Annotated in this window: 23 protein-coding genes and 1 other annotated feature; of the genes, 17 read left to right on the top strand and 6 right to left on the bottom strand. The window is 36.9% G+C overall.

The genetic code is table 11. The features are described 5' to 3' along the window. The first annotated feature begins 130 nt into the window (after positions 1-130). From ACKVEV_RS08585 to ACKVEV_RS08570, 4 genes are all read left to right on the top strand, one after another. Positions 131-1,003 carry a hypothetical protein gene (locus tag ACKVEV_RS08585; RefSeq protein WP_409369978.1) on the top strand — a complete coding sequence of 291 codons (873 nt, stop codon included), beginning with the start codon at positions 131-133 and terminating at the stop codon, positions 1,001-1,003. Positions 1,004-1,124: 121 nt separating this feature from the next. Next, positions 1,125-2,180 carry a mechanosensitive ion channel family protein gene (locus ACKVEV_RS08580; protein WP_409369977.1) on the top strand — a complete coding sequence of 352 codons (1,056 nt, stop codon included), beginning with the start codon at positions 1,125-1,127 and terminating at the stop codon, positions 2,178-2,180. A 55-nt stretch (positions 2,181-2,235) separates the two neighbouring features. Beyond that, positions 2,236-2,446 (top strand) — a binding site (T-box leader). 63 nt (positions 2,447-2,509) lie between these two features. Continuing rightward, the gene (gene trpE, locus ACKVEV_RS08575; protein ID WP_409369976.1) at positions 2,510-3,895 is read left to right on the top strand and encodes an anthranilate synthase component I; all 1,386 of its coding nucleotides are present in this window, start codon (positions 2,510-2,512) and stop codon (positions 3,893-3,895) included. After that, on the top strand, positions 3,892-4,476 hold the full coding sequence (locus tag ACKVEV_RS08570; protein WP_409369975.1) for an aminodeoxychorismate/anthranilate synthase component II: 585 nt from the start codon (positions 3,892-3,894) through the stop codon (positions 4,474-4,476). The genes trpE and ACKVEV_RS08570 overlap by 4 nt, the downstream gene beginning before the upstream one ends. A gap of 125 nt (positions 4,477-4,601) precedes the next feature. Here ACKVEV_RS08570 and ACKVEV_RS08565 read toward each other — a convergent pair whose 3' ends face one another. Next, the gene (locus ACKVEV_RS08565) at positions 4,602-5,123 is read right to left on the bottom strand and encodes a hypothetical protein (RefSeq protein WP_409369974.1); all 522 of its coding nucleotides are present in this window, start codon (positions 5,121-5,123) and stop codon (positions 4,602-4,604) included. Positions 5,124-5,125: 2 nt separating this feature from the next. After that, complete coding sequence (locus ACKVEV_RS08560; RefSeq protein WP_409369973.1) at positions 5,126-5,569, bottom strand: hypothetical protein; 444 nt, start codon at positions 5,567-5,569, stop codon at positions 5,126-5,128. A gap of 160 nt (positions 5,570-5,729) precedes the next feature. On the opposite strand from ACKVEV_RS08560, the gene rpmG reads away from it, so the two are divergent. The 4 genes from rpmG (at position 5,730) to ACKVEV_RS08540 (ending at position 8,926) form a co-directional block, all read left to right on the top strand. Continuing rightward, positions 5,730-5,879: a 50S ribosomal protein L33 gene (gene rpmG / locus ACKVEV_RS08555; protein WP_008408521.1), complete on the top strand. Its 150-nt coding sequence runs from the start codon at positions 5,730-5,732 to the stop codon at positions 5,877-5,879. A gap of 65 nt (positions 5,880-5,944) precedes the next feature. Further along, complete coding sequence (locus tag ACKVEV_RS08550) at positions 5,945-6,529, top strand: 5-formyltetrahydrofolate cyclo-ligase (protein ID WP_409369972.1); 585 nt, start codon at positions 5,945-5,947, stop codon at positions 6,527-6,529. Between the two features lies 1 nt (position 6,530). Then, positions 6,531-6,740 (top strand): YqgQ family protein, encoded by a 210-nt coding sequence (locus tag ACKVEV_RS08545; RefSeq protein ID WP_409369971.1) that lies wholly within the window; start codon positions 6,531-6,533, stop codon positions 6,738-6,740. 290 nt (positions 6,741-7,030) lie between these two features. Then, a complete protein-coding gene (locus ACKVEV_RS08540) occupies positions 7,031-8,926 on the top strand; it encodes an LTA synthase family protein (protein ID WP_409369970.1) in 1,896 nt (631 codons plus the stop codon). 461 nt (positions 8,927-9,387) lie between these two features. On the opposite strand, the gene ACKVEV_RS08535 is transcribed toward ACKVEV_RS08540, so the two are convergent. Next, positions 9,388-9,927 (bottom strand): TlpA disulfide reductase family protein, encoded by a 540-nt coding sequence (locus tag ACKVEV_RS08535; RefSeq protein WP_409369969.1) that lies wholly within the window; start codon positions 9,925-9,927, stop codon positions 9,388-9,390. Positions 9,928-10,074: 147 nt separating this feature from the next. Continuing rightward, positions 10,075-10,254, bottom strand: a complete 180-nt coding sequence (locus ACKVEV_RS08530) for a DUF2759 domain-containing protein (protein WP_401010379.1) — start codon at positions 10,252-10,254, stop codon at positions 10,075-10,077. A gap of 168 nt (positions 10,255-10,422) precedes the next feature. Here ACKVEV_RS08530 and ACKVEV_RS08525 point away from each other — a divergent pair, with 168 nt between their 5' ends. Beyond that, positions 10,423-11,067, top strand: coding sequence for an MBL fold metallo-hydrolase (locus ACKVEV_RS08525; RefSeq protein ID WP_409369968.1), 645 nt, complete (start codon positions 10,423-10,425; stop codon positions 11,065-11,067). A gap of 69 nt (positions 11,068-11,136) precedes the next feature. Here ACKVEV_RS08525 and ACKVEV_RS08520 read toward each other — a convergent pair whose 3' ends face one another. Together ACKVEV_RS08520 and ACKVEV_RS08515 are read right to left on the bottom strand one after the other, a co-directional pair. Beyond that, positions 11,137-11,379, bottom strand: a complete 243-nt coding sequence (locus tag ACKVEV_RS08520) for a DUF2626 family protein (protein WP_024361272.1) — start codon at positions 11,377-11,379, stop codon at positions 11,137-11,139. 119 nt (positions 11,380-11,498) lie between these two features. Beyond that, on the bottom strand, positions 11,499-12,209 hold the full coding sequence (locus tag ACKVEV_RS08515; protein ID WP_409369967.1) for a helix-turn-helix transcriptional regulator: 711 nt from the start codon (positions 12,207-12,209) through the stop codon (positions 11,499-11,501). Positions 12,210-12,533: 324 nt separating this feature from the next. Here ACKVEV_RS08515 and comGA point away from each other — a divergent pair, with 324 nt between their 5' ends. The 8 genes from comGA to ACKVEV_RS08475 are packed head-to-tail and all read left to right on the top strand — an operon-like array spanning position 12,534 to position 16,843. Then, on the top strand, positions 12,534-13,556 hold the full coding sequence (comGA, locus tag ACKVEV_RS08510) for a competence type IV pilus ATPase ComGA (protein ID WP_409369966.1): 1,023 nt from the start codon (positions 12,534-12,536) through the stop codon (positions 13,554-13,556). Further along, positions 13,531-14,610 carry a competence type IV pilus assembly protein ComGB gene (gene comGB, locus ACKVEV_RS08505; RefSeq protein WP_409369965.1) on the top strand — a complete coding sequence of 360 codons (1,080 nt, stop codon included), beginning with the start codon at positions 13,531-13,533 and terminating at the stop codon, positions 14,608-14,610. Before comGA ends, comGB begins: the two co-directional genes overlap by 26 nt. An 11-nt stretch (positions 14,611-14,621) precedes the next feature. After that, positions 14,622-14,963: a competence type IV pilus major pilin ComGC gene (gene comGC / locus ACKVEV_RS08500; protein ID WP_409369964.1), complete on the top strand. Its 342-nt coding sequence runs from the start codon at positions 14,622-14,624 to the stop codon at positions 14,961-14,963. After that, on the top strand, positions 14,960-15,400 hold the full coding sequence (gene comGD, locus ACKVEV_RS08495) for a competence type IV pilus minor pilin ComGD (protein ID WP_409369963.1): 441 nt from the start codon (positions 14,960-14,962) through the stop codon (positions 15,398-15,400). The genes comGC and comGD overlap by 4 nt, the downstream gene beginning before the upstream one ends. Continuing rightward, complete coding sequence (locus tag ACKVEV_RS08490) at positions 15,397-15,711, top strand: hypothetical protein (RefSeq protein WP_409369962.1); 315 nt, start codon at positions 15,397-15,399, stop codon at positions 15,709-15,711. Before comGD ends, ACKVEV_RS08490 begins: the two co-directional genes overlap by 4 nt. Then, complete coding sequence (comGF, locus tag ACKVEV_RS08485) at positions 15,708-16,133, top strand: competence type IV pilus minor pilin ComGF (RefSeq protein WP_409369961.1); 426 nt, start codon at positions 15,708-15,710, stop codon at positions 16,131-16,133. The genes ACKVEV_RS08490 and comGF overlap by 4 nt, the downstream gene beginning before the upstream one ends. Next, on the top strand, positions 16,111-16,311 hold the full coding sequence (locus ACKVEV_RS08480; protein ID WP_409369960.1) for a hypothetical protein: 201 nt from the start codon (positions 16,111-16,113) through the stop codon (positions 16,309-16,311). The genes comGF and ACKVEV_RS08480 overlap by 23 nt, the downstream gene beginning before the upstream one ends. 16 nt (positions 16,312-16,327) lie before the next feature. Continuing rightward, positions 16,328-16,843 carry a shikimate kinase gene (locus tag ACKVEV_RS08475; RefSeq protein ID WP_402921570.1) on the top strand — a complete coding sequence of 172 codons (516 nt, stop codon included), beginning with the start codon at positions 16,328-16,330 and terminating at the stop codon, positions 16,841-16,843. Positions 16,844-16,961: the final 118 nt, after the last annotated feature.

The raw sequence follows: 16,961 nt of genomic DNA, 5'->3' as shown, positions 1-16,961 counted from the left end.
TGAAGGAGCAGCAACATTGCGCTTGCTACATACGTCAAATACTGTAGTGTGTTATTGTATTGTCAAAAAAATAATTTGGTTATACTATAAACATTATCCCGAAAAAAATGTGCGTAGGAGGTGCTGCTTCATGAAAGGTACTGTAGAATCACTTATCAAGAAACTAGGCTTAGACATTTCGTCCGAACAACGCCAATACTTAGGTTTTCTATTTGAAAATTTACATCTAGAAGAACTAAGTGACAAGGAACAACATTTTTTTGTTGAGTACTTTTATAAAAGTGAGGCACTACGAAAAATGGCAGCATTTGCACTTGAGCTAGCGGACGTTATGCATGAAATACGTGAAAATGTACCGACCATTGAACAAGCTGAACGGCTGGCGAATGGTAAAGAGCAACGTTTGTATTATGAGCAAAAACGGCAAGAAACGAGGCGCCAAAAGCTAAAGCAACAAACGGCTAAAAATGGCAATGTGCTCTATGTTCCATTTAATGATTACAAGCAAGAGCGAGGACCATTCATTATTTGTCTTGAACAAACAGCTGGAATGGCAAAGTATTCGGAGCTTTGTAAAAGCATGATATTACCTTTATTTTTAAATGCCCATCAAGAGCAAAGAGATTTATATATCGTGCCATACGATTGTCAAATTCATGTCCATTATCGCTTTGAAAATGGTCATTTAAATTTATCAGATTTTAAAGATTTTATTGAATATCAGGCTAAAGGGGAAGCAGCTATGTTGCCCGTTCTACAGTTTGTAAAAGGTTTGCTACAAGAAAATCAGCATTGTACTGAAACAGATGTCATTATTTTTACGGAAGGTGATCCTGTTGATGGCCCATATTTATTAGGGAAGCATGCAAAGACGATGTTAGAGGAAATGAAGCAACGTTACCATGCCGAGTTTTCCGTTATTGCTATGAATGAGCACCGTTTTAATGAGCATCATTTTTGGTTTGCCAATAAGGCGATTTTTGCCGACGATGCGATTCAATAACATGCCAAGCTGACCAGAGCATTGGTCGGCTTATTTGTATTGTCGATAGTGCTGTTTTATAGACTAGCCTATACGAGTAACACTATAAAAAATGTACATAGGTAAGTAAAAGGAGAATTACATGGATTCAATGAAATGGTTATTTCCGAACGTCACTGCACCAACTTGGATGGATATTGCAGTGGCAGTGGCGTTGTGCGTATTTGGTTGGTTATTCCAACATTTTGTACTTAAGAAGATGATTACGAGCAGTGTGGCATTTTTAAAAAGGAGGCAGCGCAATTTTCAAGCGACTGTCCTTGCCCAATTTAATAATGCTATCCGTTATGCGTTTATGTCAGCGGTAGTCGTTCTAAGTTTATCAAGTTTACTTAAAGTGTTTTTATTTACACATTTTGCAACAAAGAATTTTGTATTATCGATCATGGTGTTTTTTGCGTTTAAAGGCGTCTACGATGTGCTGCATTATTATACGAAGAAACCATTAGAGTTACATAATGATGAGGAACAAAATGTGCTATTACCGTTCTTTTTACGCATTGGTAAAGTGCTAATTATGATTTTAGCCATGTTTACGATTGCATCATTTTGGGACTTTAATTTAAATGGTTTTTTAACGGGTATTGGTTTAACGGGAGTAGCGATAGCCTTTGGTATTCGAGATACGCTGGCACATGTATTTGGGGGGATGTCAGTTGCACTCGACAATCCATTTCAAATTGGCGATTGGATTGCAACTGAGGATCAAAAAATTGAAGGGACCATTGAAGATATCAATTTGCGTAGTACGCTTATTCAAACAGGCGACAAAGGGCTTGTCTATGTGCCAAACTCGTATTTAGTGAATCGTCCAATTTATAATTTATCAAAGCGAGAAAAGCGAAAATGTGAATTGTATTTATTTGTTGCGGCTGAAAATGAAGAAGAAAAATTACGCAATGCGTTAAGTGCCATTCATCAGCAAATTTATTTGCATGCCGATACTGAAAAAGATATGATTCATGTTTATATTGATGAGTTTCATCACACATCGTATCGCGTTTTAGTGCGGTTCTACGTCGCTTCCAATGATACTGCCGTGATGTTAGCTGTGAAGCAGGATGTGTTATTTGCTATTCGTCAGATTGTTAATGATGACGAAATTATTCTTGCTGAACAAGCGGACGATAACTGCTAACAATAGCGGAAAATAATTTGAATTGTTCAATACTTTACATTACAATGAAGACGAGGTATCAGCTTAGATGAAGAGTAGTAACTATTATTATTTGTTGAAGAGAGCTAGCGCTTGGTGGAAGCTAGTACAAAGTAATAGTGAATGGACTTCGGAGCTCTAATCTAGAAATCACTAGTATGGATTAGCGTTCGCCTACGTTATAAGGCATTGAGAGGCTCTTTTTTGTAGAGCAATGAAGGTGGCACCACGGCTTTTCCGTCCTTTGCGATGGAAAGGCCTTTTTATATGTTTTTTTGGTGTAGCAGAGCAGAGTAAAGGAGAGATTGAGTATGACAGTTGAGCTTAGCAGATTTGCCATGAAGGTATTACAAGGGGATATGATGACACCGATATCGGTCTATCAATCCCTTGCAGGGAAGCATAAGATGTTATTTGAATCTTCAGCGAAGCATGAGGAAAGTGGGCGTTATTCCTTTATTGCGGTAAACCCGATAGCCGAGCTAATCGGAGATCAAAACGGTTATCAGTTGACGAAAGGGTTGGAGATTGATAATGCTAGCGATAATGTATTGAAAAAATTAAAAGAGGTTATGCCATTTCACGATGTGGCTTACCCATTTGCCTTTTTCGGTGGCGCGATTGGCTATTTTGGCTATGAAACGGCCTTTTATGCCGAAAAAATTGGTGAGTATTTAGAAGATGCTTTAACAATGCCCGATGTCCATGTTTTTTTCTATGATACATTTATCGTATTTGATCATTTAAAACAAGAGGTTACACTAGCAGCAATCGATTTATTTCATGAAGGTCGTTCACAGGACGCGATGGAAGCTGCTATTGCTGAACTAGAGAGTCAGCTTTGTGCTGGTACTACATTTGGTGCGATGGAGCTAGGTACATTAGATTTCCAACCGATGATTGTGAAGGAAGCGTTTATTGCCATTGTCGAGCGAGCAAAACAACATATTATAAAGGGTGATATTTTCCAAATTGTATTATCCCAACGCTTTTCATCACCGTTTACAGGGAATCCATTTGCCTTATATCGTCAGTTGAGAACATCGAATCCTTCACCTTATATGTTTTATATGGATTTTGGGGCGTACACTATTTTAGGCACTTCTCCAGAGAGTCTTGTGAAAGTCAAAGATCGCTATGTGACGACTAATCCAATTGCAGGAACGAAGCCACGTGGTGCAACACAACAAGAGGACGAAGCGATGGCTAAAAGCTTATTAGCGGACAAAAAAGAAATCGCTGAACACCGCATGTTAGTTGATTTAGGGCGAAATGATATTGGGCGCATCTCCAAAGTAGGCACAGTCAAACTTCAAAAATATATGAACATAGAACGTTATAAGCATGTCATGCATATCGTATCTGAGGTCGTGGGTGAGCTGCGTGATGATGTGCATGTTTTGGATGTGCTAAGCGCATGTTTACCTGCTGGAACAGTGTCTGGTGCACCAAAAATTCGAGCGATGCAGTTAATTAACGATCTGGAACCAGTAAAGCGCGGCGTTTATGCAGGAGCAGTAGGCTATATTTCAGCAACAGGAGATATGGACTTAGCGCTTGCCATACGTACAATGGTCATTAAAGATGGGCATGCCCATGTGCAGGCAGGGGCTGGTGTTGTCTATGATTCAGTGCCCTTGTCTGAATATGAAGAAACATTGAATAAAGCTCGTGCGCTACTGGAGGTAAAAAAATGATATTACTAATCGATAATTATGATTCATTCACATATAATTTATTTCAGCAAGTAAGTATGCTTGGCAAGGAAGTACGTGTAGTACGAAATGATGACATCACAATTGATGAAATAATTGACATAAACCCTGAAGCGATTATTTTATCCCCAGGGCCGGGAACACCAAATGAGGCGGGGATTACTGTGCAAGTTGTTCAGGAATTATATAAACAATATCCGATTTTAGGCATTTGCTTAGGGCATCAATCAATCGGGCAGGCATTTGGTGGCGCCATTGTGCAAGCAAAAAATATAATGCATGGCAAATTATCTACATTACAATACGAGCAGACAGGCGTTTTCGCCCAGTTTGTTGGTGAAATAGAAGTCATGCGCTATCATTCGTTAATAATTGAGCCGTCAACTTTACATGAAGATTTCATCATTACGGCCACTTCAAGTGATGATGGCGAAATTATGGCCATTCAACATAAGCACTATCCACTTGTCGGATTACAATTCCATCCTGAATCCATCGGCACGAAAGCAGGTACAGCAATCGTGCAAGCCTTTTTAGAGTGCCAGTCACTCAAACAATTCTGACAATTTAATATTTTATTGTTTAAGAAAAAATCCACTAAGCCTCTTGCGTTAGGAGTTACCGCAAAAGGCGAAGTGGTTTTTTAGAGTGCCAGTCACTCAAACAATTCTGAAAGTTGACGGCTAAGTTATTGCTTTTTTCCTGTAATTAATTTAGCGATTTGTTCTAGTGTCATGGAAGAATTCACTTCATAGGAGCCGATTTGTAAACTTCGCGCATATTTGGCATTGGCAAGTAGTAGTTCCATTTCGACGCTATTTGGAATAATGCCACCATCCTCTAACTTTTGAGCCACAATATACGGTGTGATGCCGCTATATATTTGAAGCGTCATCGTGACTTCATTGCTAGAGTCTGTGGTACTCCCACTATCACTATCATTAGCAGCGTGTTCACTGTCGGCAGTTGTGTCAGCTGGCTTTTCTTCTTGTGTCTTTTCTGGCGTCGTGTCTATCGGCGATTGCGCCTTTAACGCTGTAAGTTCATTTGTGGCCTCAGTGAGCTTTTTTTGTAGCTCTTCCACTTTTTGATTAGTTGACGATGCCACTGTTGGGAGACCAATATTAAGATCGAAGCGTTCGGCTACGGATAGTAATGCACCAACGAGGAAAAGGGCAATACCAAATGCACGGATAGCAGATTTGTTCATAATCAGCGACCTCCGTTAGCAATGACTTGTTGCACTTGTTCTTCTGTTAAATTGGAACGAATACTAATATCAGCAATCGAAAGTCCTTGTTTGTTTAATTCAAGTACCTGACTAATAATAATGTCATGAATCGGTTTGCTATGATTTGACATCACATTCGGTTTTTTTACTTGTGCAGCTTGTTGAACAGCTTGCATCACTTGGTGCACTTTCGGATTTTGTACAGCAGGATTTTTAGCTGTTGATGATTTAACTTGGAATTCTGGCTCTAGTAAAAGCTCTTCTTCCACAACTTTTAGTCGACGCTTTAAATTATTTGTTTCTTGAAAAATGGAGATAGATAATTCTTCGACATCTTGTTCGACTTTTTTCGCGCTATTTTTAAAAAAGAACGATATTAGAATCAGAACAATACCGAAAATCATAAGTATGATGGATAAATCCACTAGTTTCACCCCGTTAAATTATGTAATTATAAGATATTTTACCACATGCAAACTTAATATGAAATGAAGGTAGATTTTTTTTCAGTTTATGTTATAATAGGTTAGTCGTATAAATCATGCTCAAAATTTAAATTCTTGATATAGAGTGGGAGGGTTAATAATGCGCGTAAACATTACTTTAGCTTGCACAGATTGCGGCGAACGTAACTACATTTCTAAAAAGAACAAGCGTAACAATCCAGAGCGTCTTGAACTTAAAAAATATTGCTCTCGCGAGAAGAAATACACTCTTCACCGTGAAACAAAGTAATCGCTCATTAAGCCAAAACCACATGTGGTTTTGGCTTTCTACATTTTATTAGGAGGATTCTTGCCATGGATAAAACAATGTTGCGAAATGAAGTACGGCAAGCACTGGCAAATATGAGTGCAGCTACATATCGTGATCAATCATTTGCTGTAGCGAAAAAGGTACTACAGGAACCATATATAATAGAAGCAAATACAATTGGCATTACTATTTCCAATAAGCCAGAAGTTGACACAATTCATTTAATTGAAGCACTGTGGCAGCTAGGAAAAAAAGTGGCAGTTCCTAAATGTAACGCAAAAACAAGAGAAATGTCATTTTACGCTATTGAATCGTTTGCCCAGCTAGAAACTGTTTATATGCATTTGCGTGAGCCAATTCCAGCACTGTGTGAGTTTGTTGACGCAAATGAAATGGATATTATCCTTGTTCCAGGTGTTGTTTTTGATAGACAAGGTTACCGAATTGGCTATGGCGGTGGTTATTACGATCGCTATGTATTACACTATAAAAAAGGTAAGCTGCTGTCTCTACTTTTTGATGAGCAATTATATGAACATGTACCGGTAGAGGAGCATGATTGCCCAGTAGATTTTATTATTACACCAACTAAACGTATTGATTGTGTAGCGCATCGAGGAGCGAAGTAAAATGGATAAAATGTTAGATATTTATGAATTGTTAAAAACATATGGCACTTATATTTATACGCGTGATCCACTTGGTGATTTAATGTTGATGGAGGATGAAATTCGAGAGTTGTATAAGGCGAATGTACTCGACATTAAAGACTATCAAATGGCTTTATTATTAATTCGACAAGAAACGACGAGACTGCGGGTTGAACAAAATAAGCAATAGTGTTTTAAATGCACATAATTTGGGTATCGTAAAAATATTGTAATAAGTATGTAAAATTGTTAAAAACAGTGGTTTTCCACTGTTTTTATGAATTTACGAAACTTTTTACATTCAGAAACGTATATATTAATGTTACGTGCATATTTGGGTACATGTACTAGCACTGACTAAAAATATATGTGTTGATTATCTGTAAAAAAAGGATTAAGATATAATTTGTTTCAGTAACAAATTGTTACAGTTTGTTAATTTTTATTATTTTTTTGTAAGGAATAGGGAGGATGTTAGGAATGAAATTAAAAAAGTGGCCTAAACATTCATTTATGATACTAGCAATCGTAGCAACTTGGATAAAAACGGTCATTGTGTATCACACAAGCTTTGAGTTGAAGATTGAAAATGCGATGCAACAGTTTATTTTGTTTATCAATCCATTGAGTTTTGTACTGTTTATTTATGGATTATCGTTATTCTTCAAAACGCCAAAAATAAGAAATCGCTATATCATTACGATTAGTGTATTGTTATCGATCGTTTTATATGGAAATGTTGCGTTCTATCGTTTCTACAATGACTTTATTACATTACCAGTATTATTCCAAACAAGTAACTTTAGTGATTTAGGAACATCAGCTGCTGCTATTATAAACCCTTGGGACTTATTATATTTCGCGGATGTATTTATTTTAATTATTGCTAATAAATATTTACCAAAAATGAAAGCTGCAGTAAAAGTGAACGTTGAATTCCGTCGTGCCTTCTTCGTTTTAGCCGTAGCCATGACTTTCTTAAACTTAGGTTTAGCGGAAACAGAGCGACCACAATTATTAACACGTAGCTTTGACCGTGAACTCCTTGTGAAAAATATAGGGACGTACAATTATCATTTATATGATATTTACATCCAGTCTAAATCATCTGCACAACGCGCATTAGCGGATGGCAGTGAATTAGTAGAAGTGAATAACTACATTCGATCTAACCAAGCGGCTAGCGACGAAAATATGTATGGTAAATACGAAGGTCGCAACTTAATTGTTATTTCACTTGAATCGTTACAAAACTTTGTGATTAATAATGATATGGATGGACACGAAATTACGCCATTCTTAAATTCTCTAACAAAAGATCCAGATACGTATTATTTCAGTAATTTCTATCATCAAACAGGTTTAGGGAAAACATCTGATTCAGAGTTTATTTTAGAAAATTCATTATTCGGACTTGGTCGTGGTGCAGTATTCTTCACACATGGTGGCAATACTTATAACTCCATGGCAGAGCGTCTTGGCGAAAATGGATACTTTACCAATGTGATGCACCCGAACAACAAATCGTTCTGGAATCGTGATATGATGTATCAATCTTTAAAAATCGATAAATTCTATGATGTAGATTCATATACGGTAGAAGAAGGGCAAGCGGTCAACTGGGGTATGAAAGATATTCCGTTTATGGAGCAATCGGCTGCTTTAATGAAAGACATGCCACAGCCATTCTACTCTCGTTTAATAACATTAACGAACCACTATCCATTTACTTTGGATCCGGAAGACATTATGATTCCTGAATACACTTCAAACTCTGGAACATTAAATCGTTACTTCCAAACAGTTCGTTACATGGATGAAGCTTTAAAAGACTTTTTCCAAAATTTAAAAGATCAAGGTGTTTACGATAATTCAATTATTGTGATGTACGGTGATCATTACGGTATTTCTGAAAACCACAATAAAGCAATGGCACAATATCTAGGTAAAGATGGTATTACACCTTATGATAATGCACTGTTACAAGAAGTACCTTTATTCATCCATATACCAGGCGATGGAGAGGGGAAAGAAATGACAGAGGTTGCAGGCCAAATAGATTTACGTCCAACGATTTTACATCTACTTGGTGTTGAAACGTCAAAAGATATGCAACTAGGTGCAGATTTATTTTCACCAGAGCATGAGGATTTCGTCATCTTCCGTGATGGACGATTCATTACAGACAAATATGTTTACGCTGGTGAAGCATGTTATGATAAAGCAACGGGCGAACAAATCGACGTTGAGCCATGCCAACCATATGCAGATCGAGCAACAACCGAATTGGAAAACTCAGATGCCATCATTAATGGTGACTTACTCCGATTCTATGATGAAAAAACAGGCAATTTAAAACAAAATGCCGTAAAGTAAACTAGAGAGTGCCAGTCACTCAAACAATTCTGACAATATACGAATATTTTAGCACAGCTAAGTAAAAATCCACGTAGACTCCTGCGGGAACATACAAAATGTAAGACATAACAAGCCCGCGCGACAGCGAGGGTTGTGGCTTACATTTGTACCCGCGGAAAGCGAAGTGGATTTTTTTTACGCATTAGCAAGAACAATACGATGGTAGTGAACCAAAATGGAAAGTAAAAATCCACGTAGACTCCTGCGGGACCATACAAAATGTAAGACACAACAAGCCCGCGCGATAGCGAGGGTTGTGGCTTACATTTGTACCCGCGGAAAGCGAAGTGGATTTTTTTTTACGCTTTAGCAAGAACAATACGATGGTAGTGAACCAAAAGAGATAGCCAATATCCCCATTGCTAAAACATTACTAGATAAATTTTCACAAGATATTAATAATATGGGTATATTGTAATTTAAAGATCCGATATTAACTGCTGAAGATCCTGTTGTGTAAGCTGGCCCTCTATTGTATGCCTTACTATACCTTCCGCATCAACAATTAAAGTAGTAGGGAAGGCAATGACTTTACTAGATTTACCGAGCGAACGATCCTCATCTAAAAAAATGGGGAAATTTAAATTGTATAATTGCTGAAACTTTAAAGCATTTTCACGACTGTCATAAGAGGTTGCATTAATTGCTAGTAGCTCAACATTTTTCGGTTTTTGCTCATAGAATGTCTTTAAGTCTGGGGCTTCTGCCTGACAAGGTCCACACCAAGAAGCCCAAAAGTTAATGATAAGAATTTTCCCTTGATATTCTTTTAAGGTTGTCGTTGATTTATCTAATCGTGTTAAAGGCGTTTCAAAGTTGACGCCCGTCATGCCATTTTGTTTTTCGACGATCAATTGAGGTGGATCCTCCTCTTTAAATAGTTCATTTTTGACGGTAATAGCGAGTAATGCCACAACTACAACGAATGCCATGCCAATAAAAAATTTTTTGCGTTTCATGCTACTCTCCTTTATGTATAATTGAGTTCCATTTTTTCAAAATACTTACTTATATCATACCGTAAATTTCTAGAAGAAACCTCCTATTTTCAAAGAAAACCGAAAAAGAGCAGTCTCATGTAGAGACTGCTCTTTTCTGTCTAAATTTTAGTGTAATGTTGGTGGGTAACCGCTATGAATGATTGTCATAATGACGAACCAACCGAATACCCCAGCACTTGCTAAGTTGAAAACAATACTTAGTAAGTTCTTTTCTTTAATTGCTTGGAATGTACCAACTACTGCTAAAATTGCAACTAGACCAAAAATAACCATTAATAAGTTCATTAAAAAAGACACTCCTTTCGACATCAGAAAATGAATGTCGTAAACAATATTCCTCCTTAATTGTAAACGTTCTACCTGTTTTTGTCGAGGACTAATATAGCGCAAAGTATGAACTTTTATCGTCAAATTGTGGCAAAGAATGTATAATAGGAAGTTGAGGTGATATGGATGATGAATGTACGAAGCTATTCCCTTGGACCTATCCAAACGAATTGTTATATCGTATCGAATAAAGAAAAAGAATGTTTAATTTTTGATCCAGGAGAAGAAGCGGCGAAAATTGTGAAAGCCATTCGCAGTAATGGACTTAAGCCATTAGGTATTTTTTTAACGCATGCCCATTTTGATCATATCGGTGCTGTCGATGAAGTACGGGAAACGTTTAATATTCCAGTTTGGATTCATGAAAAAGAGGTAAGTTGGCTTGCTGACCCTGAAAAAAATGGATCTGGTAAATATGCCGCACTACCAGATTATAAAGTTGCTGCACCAGCAGAGGAACATATTATTAAGCAAGAACAACAATTCGAATTCAATAATTTTGTTTTTAAAGCAGTATTTACTCCGGGTCATTCACCAGGTAGCATATCTTATATTTTTGAACAGGATGGATTTGCCATTGTTGGCGATACATTATTTGAGAAAAGTGTAGGGCGTACCGATTTACTCGGCGGATCGACGAAACTATTATTAGCATCTATTCATGATAAATTATTATCTCTACCTGAAGATACAATTGTTTATCCAGGGCATGGACATTACACGACAATCGGTAACGAAATGGAAACAAATCCATTTTTAAATGGTTTTTGATAAATAGCTATAAAGGATGGAAATAAAAAAAGCGTGTCTCGTAAATATTGAGACACGCGATTTTTTGTATTAATGACCGCCACCTGGTACGTGAATGAATGTTGTATAGTACGTGAAGCCAGCGAAGAATACAGTTAAATATGCTCCGAAAATGTACATGTACATACGTTCTGAAAGGTTTAAGAAGCCTAATAATAAGAATAAACCTGTATTACCTACGAATAATAGCGATACCTCGTTCATACCACCAAGGTAGAACATAACTGCAAAAATACCTGTCCAGAATGCCATAACTTTATACATATTATCCATGAAGATTTCCCCTCCTTTTGCCCACGACACAATAATCTCTTACTCATTATAAATGATATGAAAGGTGTCTGTAAACTGGAACTTCTGCTTCTTTGTGACAAACAAATGGATTTTACAAATTAGCAATCCATTTCTGTCACGTTAATTTCATATTTGCATAAATCGCAATTATGTACCATGCTTTCGATTTGGACAAATTCATTGTTGGAAAATAATGCATTTAATTGTCCTTTTAAATATGATTCATGTAAAGTACAAACAATTTCAGAGTGCATATTGAGTTGTTCCTGGAATGGACAATTAAATATCGAGAATATGACCTTTTTTCCTTTGTCCGTCTGCTGTATTTGCGGCACATAACCAATTAACGCAGCATTATCTGTTAAAAGCTGAAGCTTTTGATCGAAGGTTAGCAAATTATTTAGATTTAATTCTGCAGACACATAATTTTTCATTTGTTGATAGCCATCTTGATAACTAATGTCTTGGCATTTAGAAAGAGCGGATGGTCCTAATTCTTCTACTAGCTGGATCGTCCATTTTAATAAACGTTCTTCATCACGTCTTGGGAATGTTAGTGACACGCCCTTTTCAGCTGCCTTATAGACACGTCCAGGTCGTCCGCCTTTACCAGTTTTTGCGAAATCTGCGGTAATAATATTAATTTCAGAAAGCTTTGTTAAGTGAAGACGCGCAACATTTGGATGAATGTTGAATTGATCAGCAATATTTTGTACCGTAACCGTTTTTTTCTCTTTTAAAATGTACTCATAAATGGAATATCTTGTTTCATCGGCTAATGTACTAGTAATTTTTAATGGATGGATCATTTACATCACCTCAGTTTAATTTTTTGAAAATAGTTGGTAGTTAAAAGTTAGGAAAAAAATCATGTTAATTCTATTATATTGTATTATTGGAAAAGTTACAGTTCCTTTAGACATAAATATTACCTTTTTCGTGTTTTTGCTTTGTTTTTTGAATAAAATTGTATGTTATCCACATGTTTTTTAGTAAAACATAGATTTCAGCGTGAAATGTCCATCAAGTTTTTAATTTAGGAAAAGGGCTTTTCACATAACCTTGTCATCCGTATACTAGGAATTAACGAATAGAGCGGTCATATTCGAATGAACTAGAAAGAGGGTGTAACTATGCAAACTTTTGAATCTGTTATAGAACAAAAAAGTGAGCATCTTTTAGTAAAAGCCTATCATTTTGGTGCTTCCGATTTGTTACTCATACCGGAAGAAAGTCGATATACAATCTATTTTCGAAAATATGATAAGCTTCTGCAGGCAGGGGAGCTTCCTAATGAACTTGCTGAACGGATCGTCTCCTATTATAAATTTTTAGCGGCATTAGATATTAGTGAGCGACGCAAACCACAAAGCGGCTCATTTCAAAAAATCATTGAACAAAAGCATTTTGCCTTTCGCGTTTCTACGCTTCCTTCCGCTTATTTAAAAGAAAGCCTTATTATTCGGCTTTTACTTCAAAATCACACATTTCCACTTACTTCATTAAGCTATTCCAAATATGCAGCAGAAAAGTTAACACAGCTTGTGACGAATCAGCAAGGAATTTTATTATTTAGCGGTGCAACGGGCTCTGGTAAAACAACGTCCCTTTATTCTTTAATTCACCATTGTTCTAGCGAACTTCAACGTCATGTTATTTCGTTAGAAGATCCCGTGGAGAATCATCAAGGCAATCTGCTACAAATTCAAGTAAATGAACGAGCAGGTATTACCTATGCGACGGGTTTAAAAGCAATTTTACGCCATTCACCCGATGTAATTATGATTGGCGAAATCCGCGATCAAGAAACGGCTAAAATAGCCATCCAAGCAGCTTTAACGGGGCATTTAGTGCTGTCTACCATTCATGCGAAAGATTCGGTGAGCTGTCTCTATCGACTCCTTGATTTAGGTGTTTCATTAGAAGAGCTTCGTCAAACAGTACTAGGCATTGTGGCGCAAGTTCTTATGCCATTACCACAACATCAAGAAGGTCGGCGAGCGTTGTTTGAAATATTAAGTGATGATGATCTTGAGCATGCCATACAGGCTTTACAACAAAATAAGGAATATGCATTGCCATTTGAACAAACGCTTGCTGGTCAAAAAGAAAAAATTGCGAGGCAACGCTATGCTAAAGCTCAAAGCGTTTATTGAAAAATTACAACTGGATTACAAAAGAGCAACAAGCTGGCGTTTAAAGAATCAGGCTCAGTTTATCCGTCGCCTATGTGTATTAATACAGGAAGGTTATTTGTTTGCACAAGCAGTTTCAATGTTATTACCGCATCATGTAGAAAAACATGAGGAGGTACAGCAGTTTGTCGATGAAGCACTAAGGCAAGGTAAGGGGGTCATTGGTGTATTTGAAACATTACAACTAGCCAAGCACCATTTAGTTGCCATTACCATTGCTGAAAACAATGGTCATCTGATTGAAGCATTGAAAGCTGTCGCCAAGCAAATGACATTGAGCCAAGAGACGAAGAACAAATTAATTAAGCTCCTTTTCTATCCTGTAGTACTCATTATGTTTCTATTCCTGCTGTTTTTAGTCTTTCGTACATTTTTCTTTCCAAATATAGAAAAAATGGTGACAAGCCGTACGACTGAAACAGCGGAACAGACTAGTATTGCAATATCGAAACTTTTATTACATGTACCTGATGCACTTGTGTTGATAGTCATCGGAATATCATGTGGTAGTATCATTTGTCTACGTTTACTATCTCGGCAATCCATTGCTAGACAGCTCCACATCTTTTTGAAAATACCATTTATTCATTCCTATTTTCGGCTCACCATAACAAAACAATTTGCTGCCTATTTGGGTAGCCTGCTGCAAAGCGGCTTTTCCTTACAAGCAAGCCTTCAAATTTTGGAGGAGCAACAATTCCAACCATATGTTCAATATTTAGCGAGTCGTATCAAAGAAAGAGTGACCTTTGGTGATACGTTAACGCAGGCTGTTATTTTTCTAACAGTATGGCACAATGACTTCGCAACTTTTGTAGAGCATGGTGAGCAAAGTGGTTATTTAGGGAGAGAGTTATCACTATATAGTGACTTGTTGTTAGAAAAGCAGGAGCACCAGTTACAAACAATGCTTGCTTTTGTACAACCTACGTTTTTCGTTGTGATTGCGTTATGTATTGTTGCTGCCTATGTCAGTTTATTATTGCCGATATATCAGATGATAGAACTAGTATAGGAGGATCTACAATGAAGCTTATGAAACAACAAGCTGGTTTTACATTAATTGAAATGTTAATCGTATTGTTGATTATTTCAATGCTAATACTTATTACAATTCCAAATGTCACAAAACATTTTGCGACAATTGATGAAAAAGGCTGCGCTGCCTATATATCGATGGTGCAAGGACAAGTAGAGGCATATCGTGTTGATTTTATGGAGTATCCAACTTTAGATGATTTGATCGCAAAAGGCTATTTAAAAGAGCAAGGGACAACTTGCCCAAATAAAGAGGCAATAATCATCACGAGCAATGGTGAAGTGCAATTAGCCAATCAGTCCTCAGCTTCAAAGGGTAATGGTCAATGAAAAGACTAAAAAATGAGCGTGGTTATACACTAATAGAGATGTTAATTGTGCTGTTTGTTGTTATGACCCTAACGGCTATCGTGACAAAATTTTCATTAAAAATAGCAGAAGCAAAAGAAATCGAACGATTCTTTAACCAAATGCAGTTAGATCTTCAATTTATACAGACATATAGCATGCAGCATAATGAATATATATTTATGCATTTTGAAAGTCCATCCCAACGTTATAGTATTAAAAAAGACTTTTACACGACGCTTTATACTCGCCCGTTTCCGCAAGGTGTTGAACTATTGCTCAGTCGAAGTAATATTCTAAAGATAAGTTATAATTTTAAAGGGAATGTGATGACACCAGGTACGCTTTATTTTAAAACACCGCAGGGCACTAAAAAGGTTGTGATTAGTTTAGGGCGAGGGAGATCAAGAATCGAATGAATGAAACAGGCTACTCGTTTGTCGAAACAATCGTTTCCGTTGTCATTTTAATGGTACTTTGCACGACAATCCTTCCTCTTAGCTATACGATGAAAACCAATTTATATAATCAAAAGCTAGAGGTTATAGCCGCAGAGACAGCTTATGAAGGCTTAAAGCACTATCGTGATTTACGGCAAGCAGAAGGGGTAAAGACAATTGAGAAAGTGGACTACTATTGGCAGTTTGATGGACAGGCAATATGTGTGACATTTCAAAATGCAAGTGAACAGCGCCAAAAGTGTATCCTACAAACAGGTGAAGTTCAATGACTGAAAAAGGCTATACTTTACTTGAAGCATTATTGCAATTAGTCGTTTTTGCCCTCGTGTGCCATTTTTTTATAGTCATTATTCTATGGGCTACGACAATGAGGACGACTATGATGACGGATGAACAAACAAAGTGGGAGTTGTTTGTCTTTGAAATGCATACGTATTTAGCAGATGCTACATCGCTAAACATTAGTGGCAATCAGCAAAGAATTATATTGCAAACATCTAACACACTGCATCATTTTGATTGTTATCGCAATATGATTCGAGACCGTGTGAATGGTGGACATGTTCCAATGCTTATCGGTATTAACAGCTGCCAGTTCCAACTTAATGATCATGAATTGACCATTGCGGTGAAATTTCCAAGCGGATTGCAAAAGGAGCGGGCCTATTATGTACCAATTATTGAAAAATGATAGAGGGGCTGTCTTTTTAATCGCAATTGCATTATTATTTTTTGTAACTACTTTTGTTCTTGCGTATTGCGTGTCTTATGAGATTCAGTTTCGAACATATGATAGTTTAGAAAAGATGAATGTTCGAGCTACGATAAATTTATTAGGACAAATTTTGTCAGACAGTGTAGAATCGTAGTAAGAAGGTGATTCGAATGCGAAAAATATATTTAGTTGGCTTTATGGGCTGCGGGAAAAGTGCGTTAGGAAGAAGGTTAAGCTATTTATTGAAGTTGCCGTACTATGATATGGATCGTGAAATTGTTAGACAGCAGGGGATGACGATTCCAGAGATTTTTGAGAAATATGGAGAGGCTCGTTTTCGTGAAATAGAAACGGAATTTTTGAAAAATTTCCGCGACGAGGCATGTATTATCTCGACAGGTGGCGGTGTAGCTGTAAATGGGGAAAACCGGAAAATTATGAGACGCAGTGGGCTTGTATTCTTTTTAGATGCGACATTCGAAGATATTTATAAGCGAATACAGCATGACCCAAATCGCCCGATTGTACAAAGCTCAACGAAAGAAGAGCTAGAGGAGCTGTATCATTACAGACGAAAATTCTATCGCGACGCAGGACATATTCAGGTGTTGACAGAAGGTAGAACAATTCGACATATTCTAGAGTATTTAGTATTTCAAGTGAAAAGATTAAAAAGCGAACGATAGAATATTTATTCAACTATAATATTCGTGTTTTAAGTTGATTTAAAAAATGTTTGCCTTTTCAATACAATCAATGTTAGGATATAGACTAATAAGATAACTTTTTGTACATTGAATACTA

Source organism: Lysinibacillus sp. 38-6, from assembly GCF_046245175.1.
Taxonomy (GTDB): Bacteria; Bacillota; Bacilli; order Bacillales_A; family Planococcaceae; genus Lysinibacillus.
Note: the sequence above shows the minus strand (reverse complement) of the source record. Positions and strands in the feature narration are given on the sequence as shown.

What these genes read in the sequence shown, in the direction of transcription:
- ACKVEV_RS08585 (WP_409369978.1), top strand. Translation starts at nt 131, where the DNA reads ATGAAAGGTACTGTAGAATCACTTATCAAGAAACTAGGCTTAGACATT.
- ACKVEV_RS08580 (WP_409369977.1), top strand. Translation starts at nt 1,125, where the DNA reads ATGGATTCAATGAAATGGTTATTTCCGAACGTCACTGCACCAACTTGG.
- trpE (WP_409369976.1), top strand. Translation starts at nt 2,510, where the DNA reads ATGACAGTTGAGCTTAGCAGATTTGCCATGAAGGTATTACAAGGGGAT.
- ACKVEV_RS08570 (WP_409369975.1), top strand. Translation starts at nt 3,892, where the DNA reads ATGATATTACTAATCGATAATTATGATTCATTCACATATAATTTATTT.
- ACKVEV_RS08565 (WP_409369974.1), bottom strand. Translation starts at nt 5,123, where the DNA reads ATGAACAAATCTGCTATCCGTGCATTTGGTATTGCCCTTTTCCTCGTT.
- rpmG (WP_008408521.1), top strand. Translation starts at nt 5,730, where the DNA reads ATGCGCGTAAACATTACTTTAGCTTGCACAGATTGCGGCGAACGTAAC.
- ACKVEV_RS08550 (WP_409369972.1), top strand. Translation starts at nt 5,945, where the DNA reads ATGGATAAAACAATGTTGCGAAATGAAGTACGGCAAGCACTGGCAAAT.
- ACKVEV_RS08545 (WP_409369971.1), top strand. Translation starts at nt 6,531, where the DNA reads ATGGATAAAATGTTAGATATTTATGAATTGTTAAAAACATATGGCACT.
- ACKVEV_RS08540 (WP_409369970.1), top strand. Translation starts at nt 7,031, where the DNA reads ATGAAATTAAAAAAGTGGCCTAAACATTCATTTATGATACTAGCAATC.
- ACKVEV_RS08535 (WP_409369969.1), bottom strand. Translation starts at nt 9,927, where the DNA reads ATGAAACGCAAAAAATTTTTTATTGGCATGGCATTCGTTGTAGTTGTG.
- ACKVEV_RS08530 (WP_401010379.1), bottom strand. Translation starts at nt 10,254, where the DNA reads ATGAACTTATTAATGGTTATTTTTGGTCTAGTTGCAATTTTAGCAGTA.
- ACKVEV_RS08525 (WP_409369968.1), top strand. Translation starts at nt 10,423, where the DNA reads ATGATGAATGTACGAAGCTATTCCCTTGGACCTATCCAAACGAATTGT.
- ACKVEV_RS08520 (WP_024361272.1), bottom strand. Translation starts at nt 11,379, where the DNA reads ATGGATAATATGTATAAAGTTATGGCATTCTGGACAGGTATTTTTGCA.
- ACKVEV_RS08515 (WP_409369967.1), bottom strand. Translation starts at nt 12,209, where the DNA reads ATGATCCATCCATTAAAAATTACTAGTACATTAGCCGATGAAACAAGA.
- comGA (WP_409369966.1), top strand. Translation starts at nt 12,534, where the DNA reads ATGCAAACTTTTGAATCTGTTATAGAACAAAAAAGTGAGCATCTTTTA.
- comGB (WP_409369965.1), top strand. Translation starts at nt 13,531, where the DNA reads ATGCTAAAGCTCAAAGCGTTTATTGAAAAATTACAACTGGATTACAAA.
- comGC (WP_409369964.1), top strand. Translation starts at nt 14,622, where the DNA reads ATGAAGCTTATGAAACAACAAGCTGGTTTTACATTAATTGAAATGTTA.
- comGD (WP_409369963.1), top strand. Translation starts at nt 14,960, where the DNA reads ATGAAAAGACTAAAAAATGAGCGTGGTTATACACTAATAGAGATGTTA.
- ACKVEV_RS08490 (WP_409369962.1), top strand. Translation starts at nt 15,397, where the DNA reads ATGAATGAAACAGGCTACTCGTTTGTCGAAACAATCGTTTCCGTTGTC.
- comGF (WP_409369961.1), top strand. Translation starts at nt 15,708, where the DNA reads ATGACTGAAAAAGGCTATACTTTACTTGAAGCATTATTGCAATTAGTC.
- ACKVEV_RS08480 (WP_409369960.1), top strand. Translation starts at nt 16,111, where the DNA reads ATGTACCAATTATTGAAAAATGATAGAGGGGCTGTCTTTTTAATCGCA.
- ACKVEV_RS08475 (WP_402921570.1), top strand. Translation starts at nt 16,328, where the DNA reads ATGCGAAAAATATATTTAGTTGGCTTTATGGGCTGCGGGAAAAGTGCG.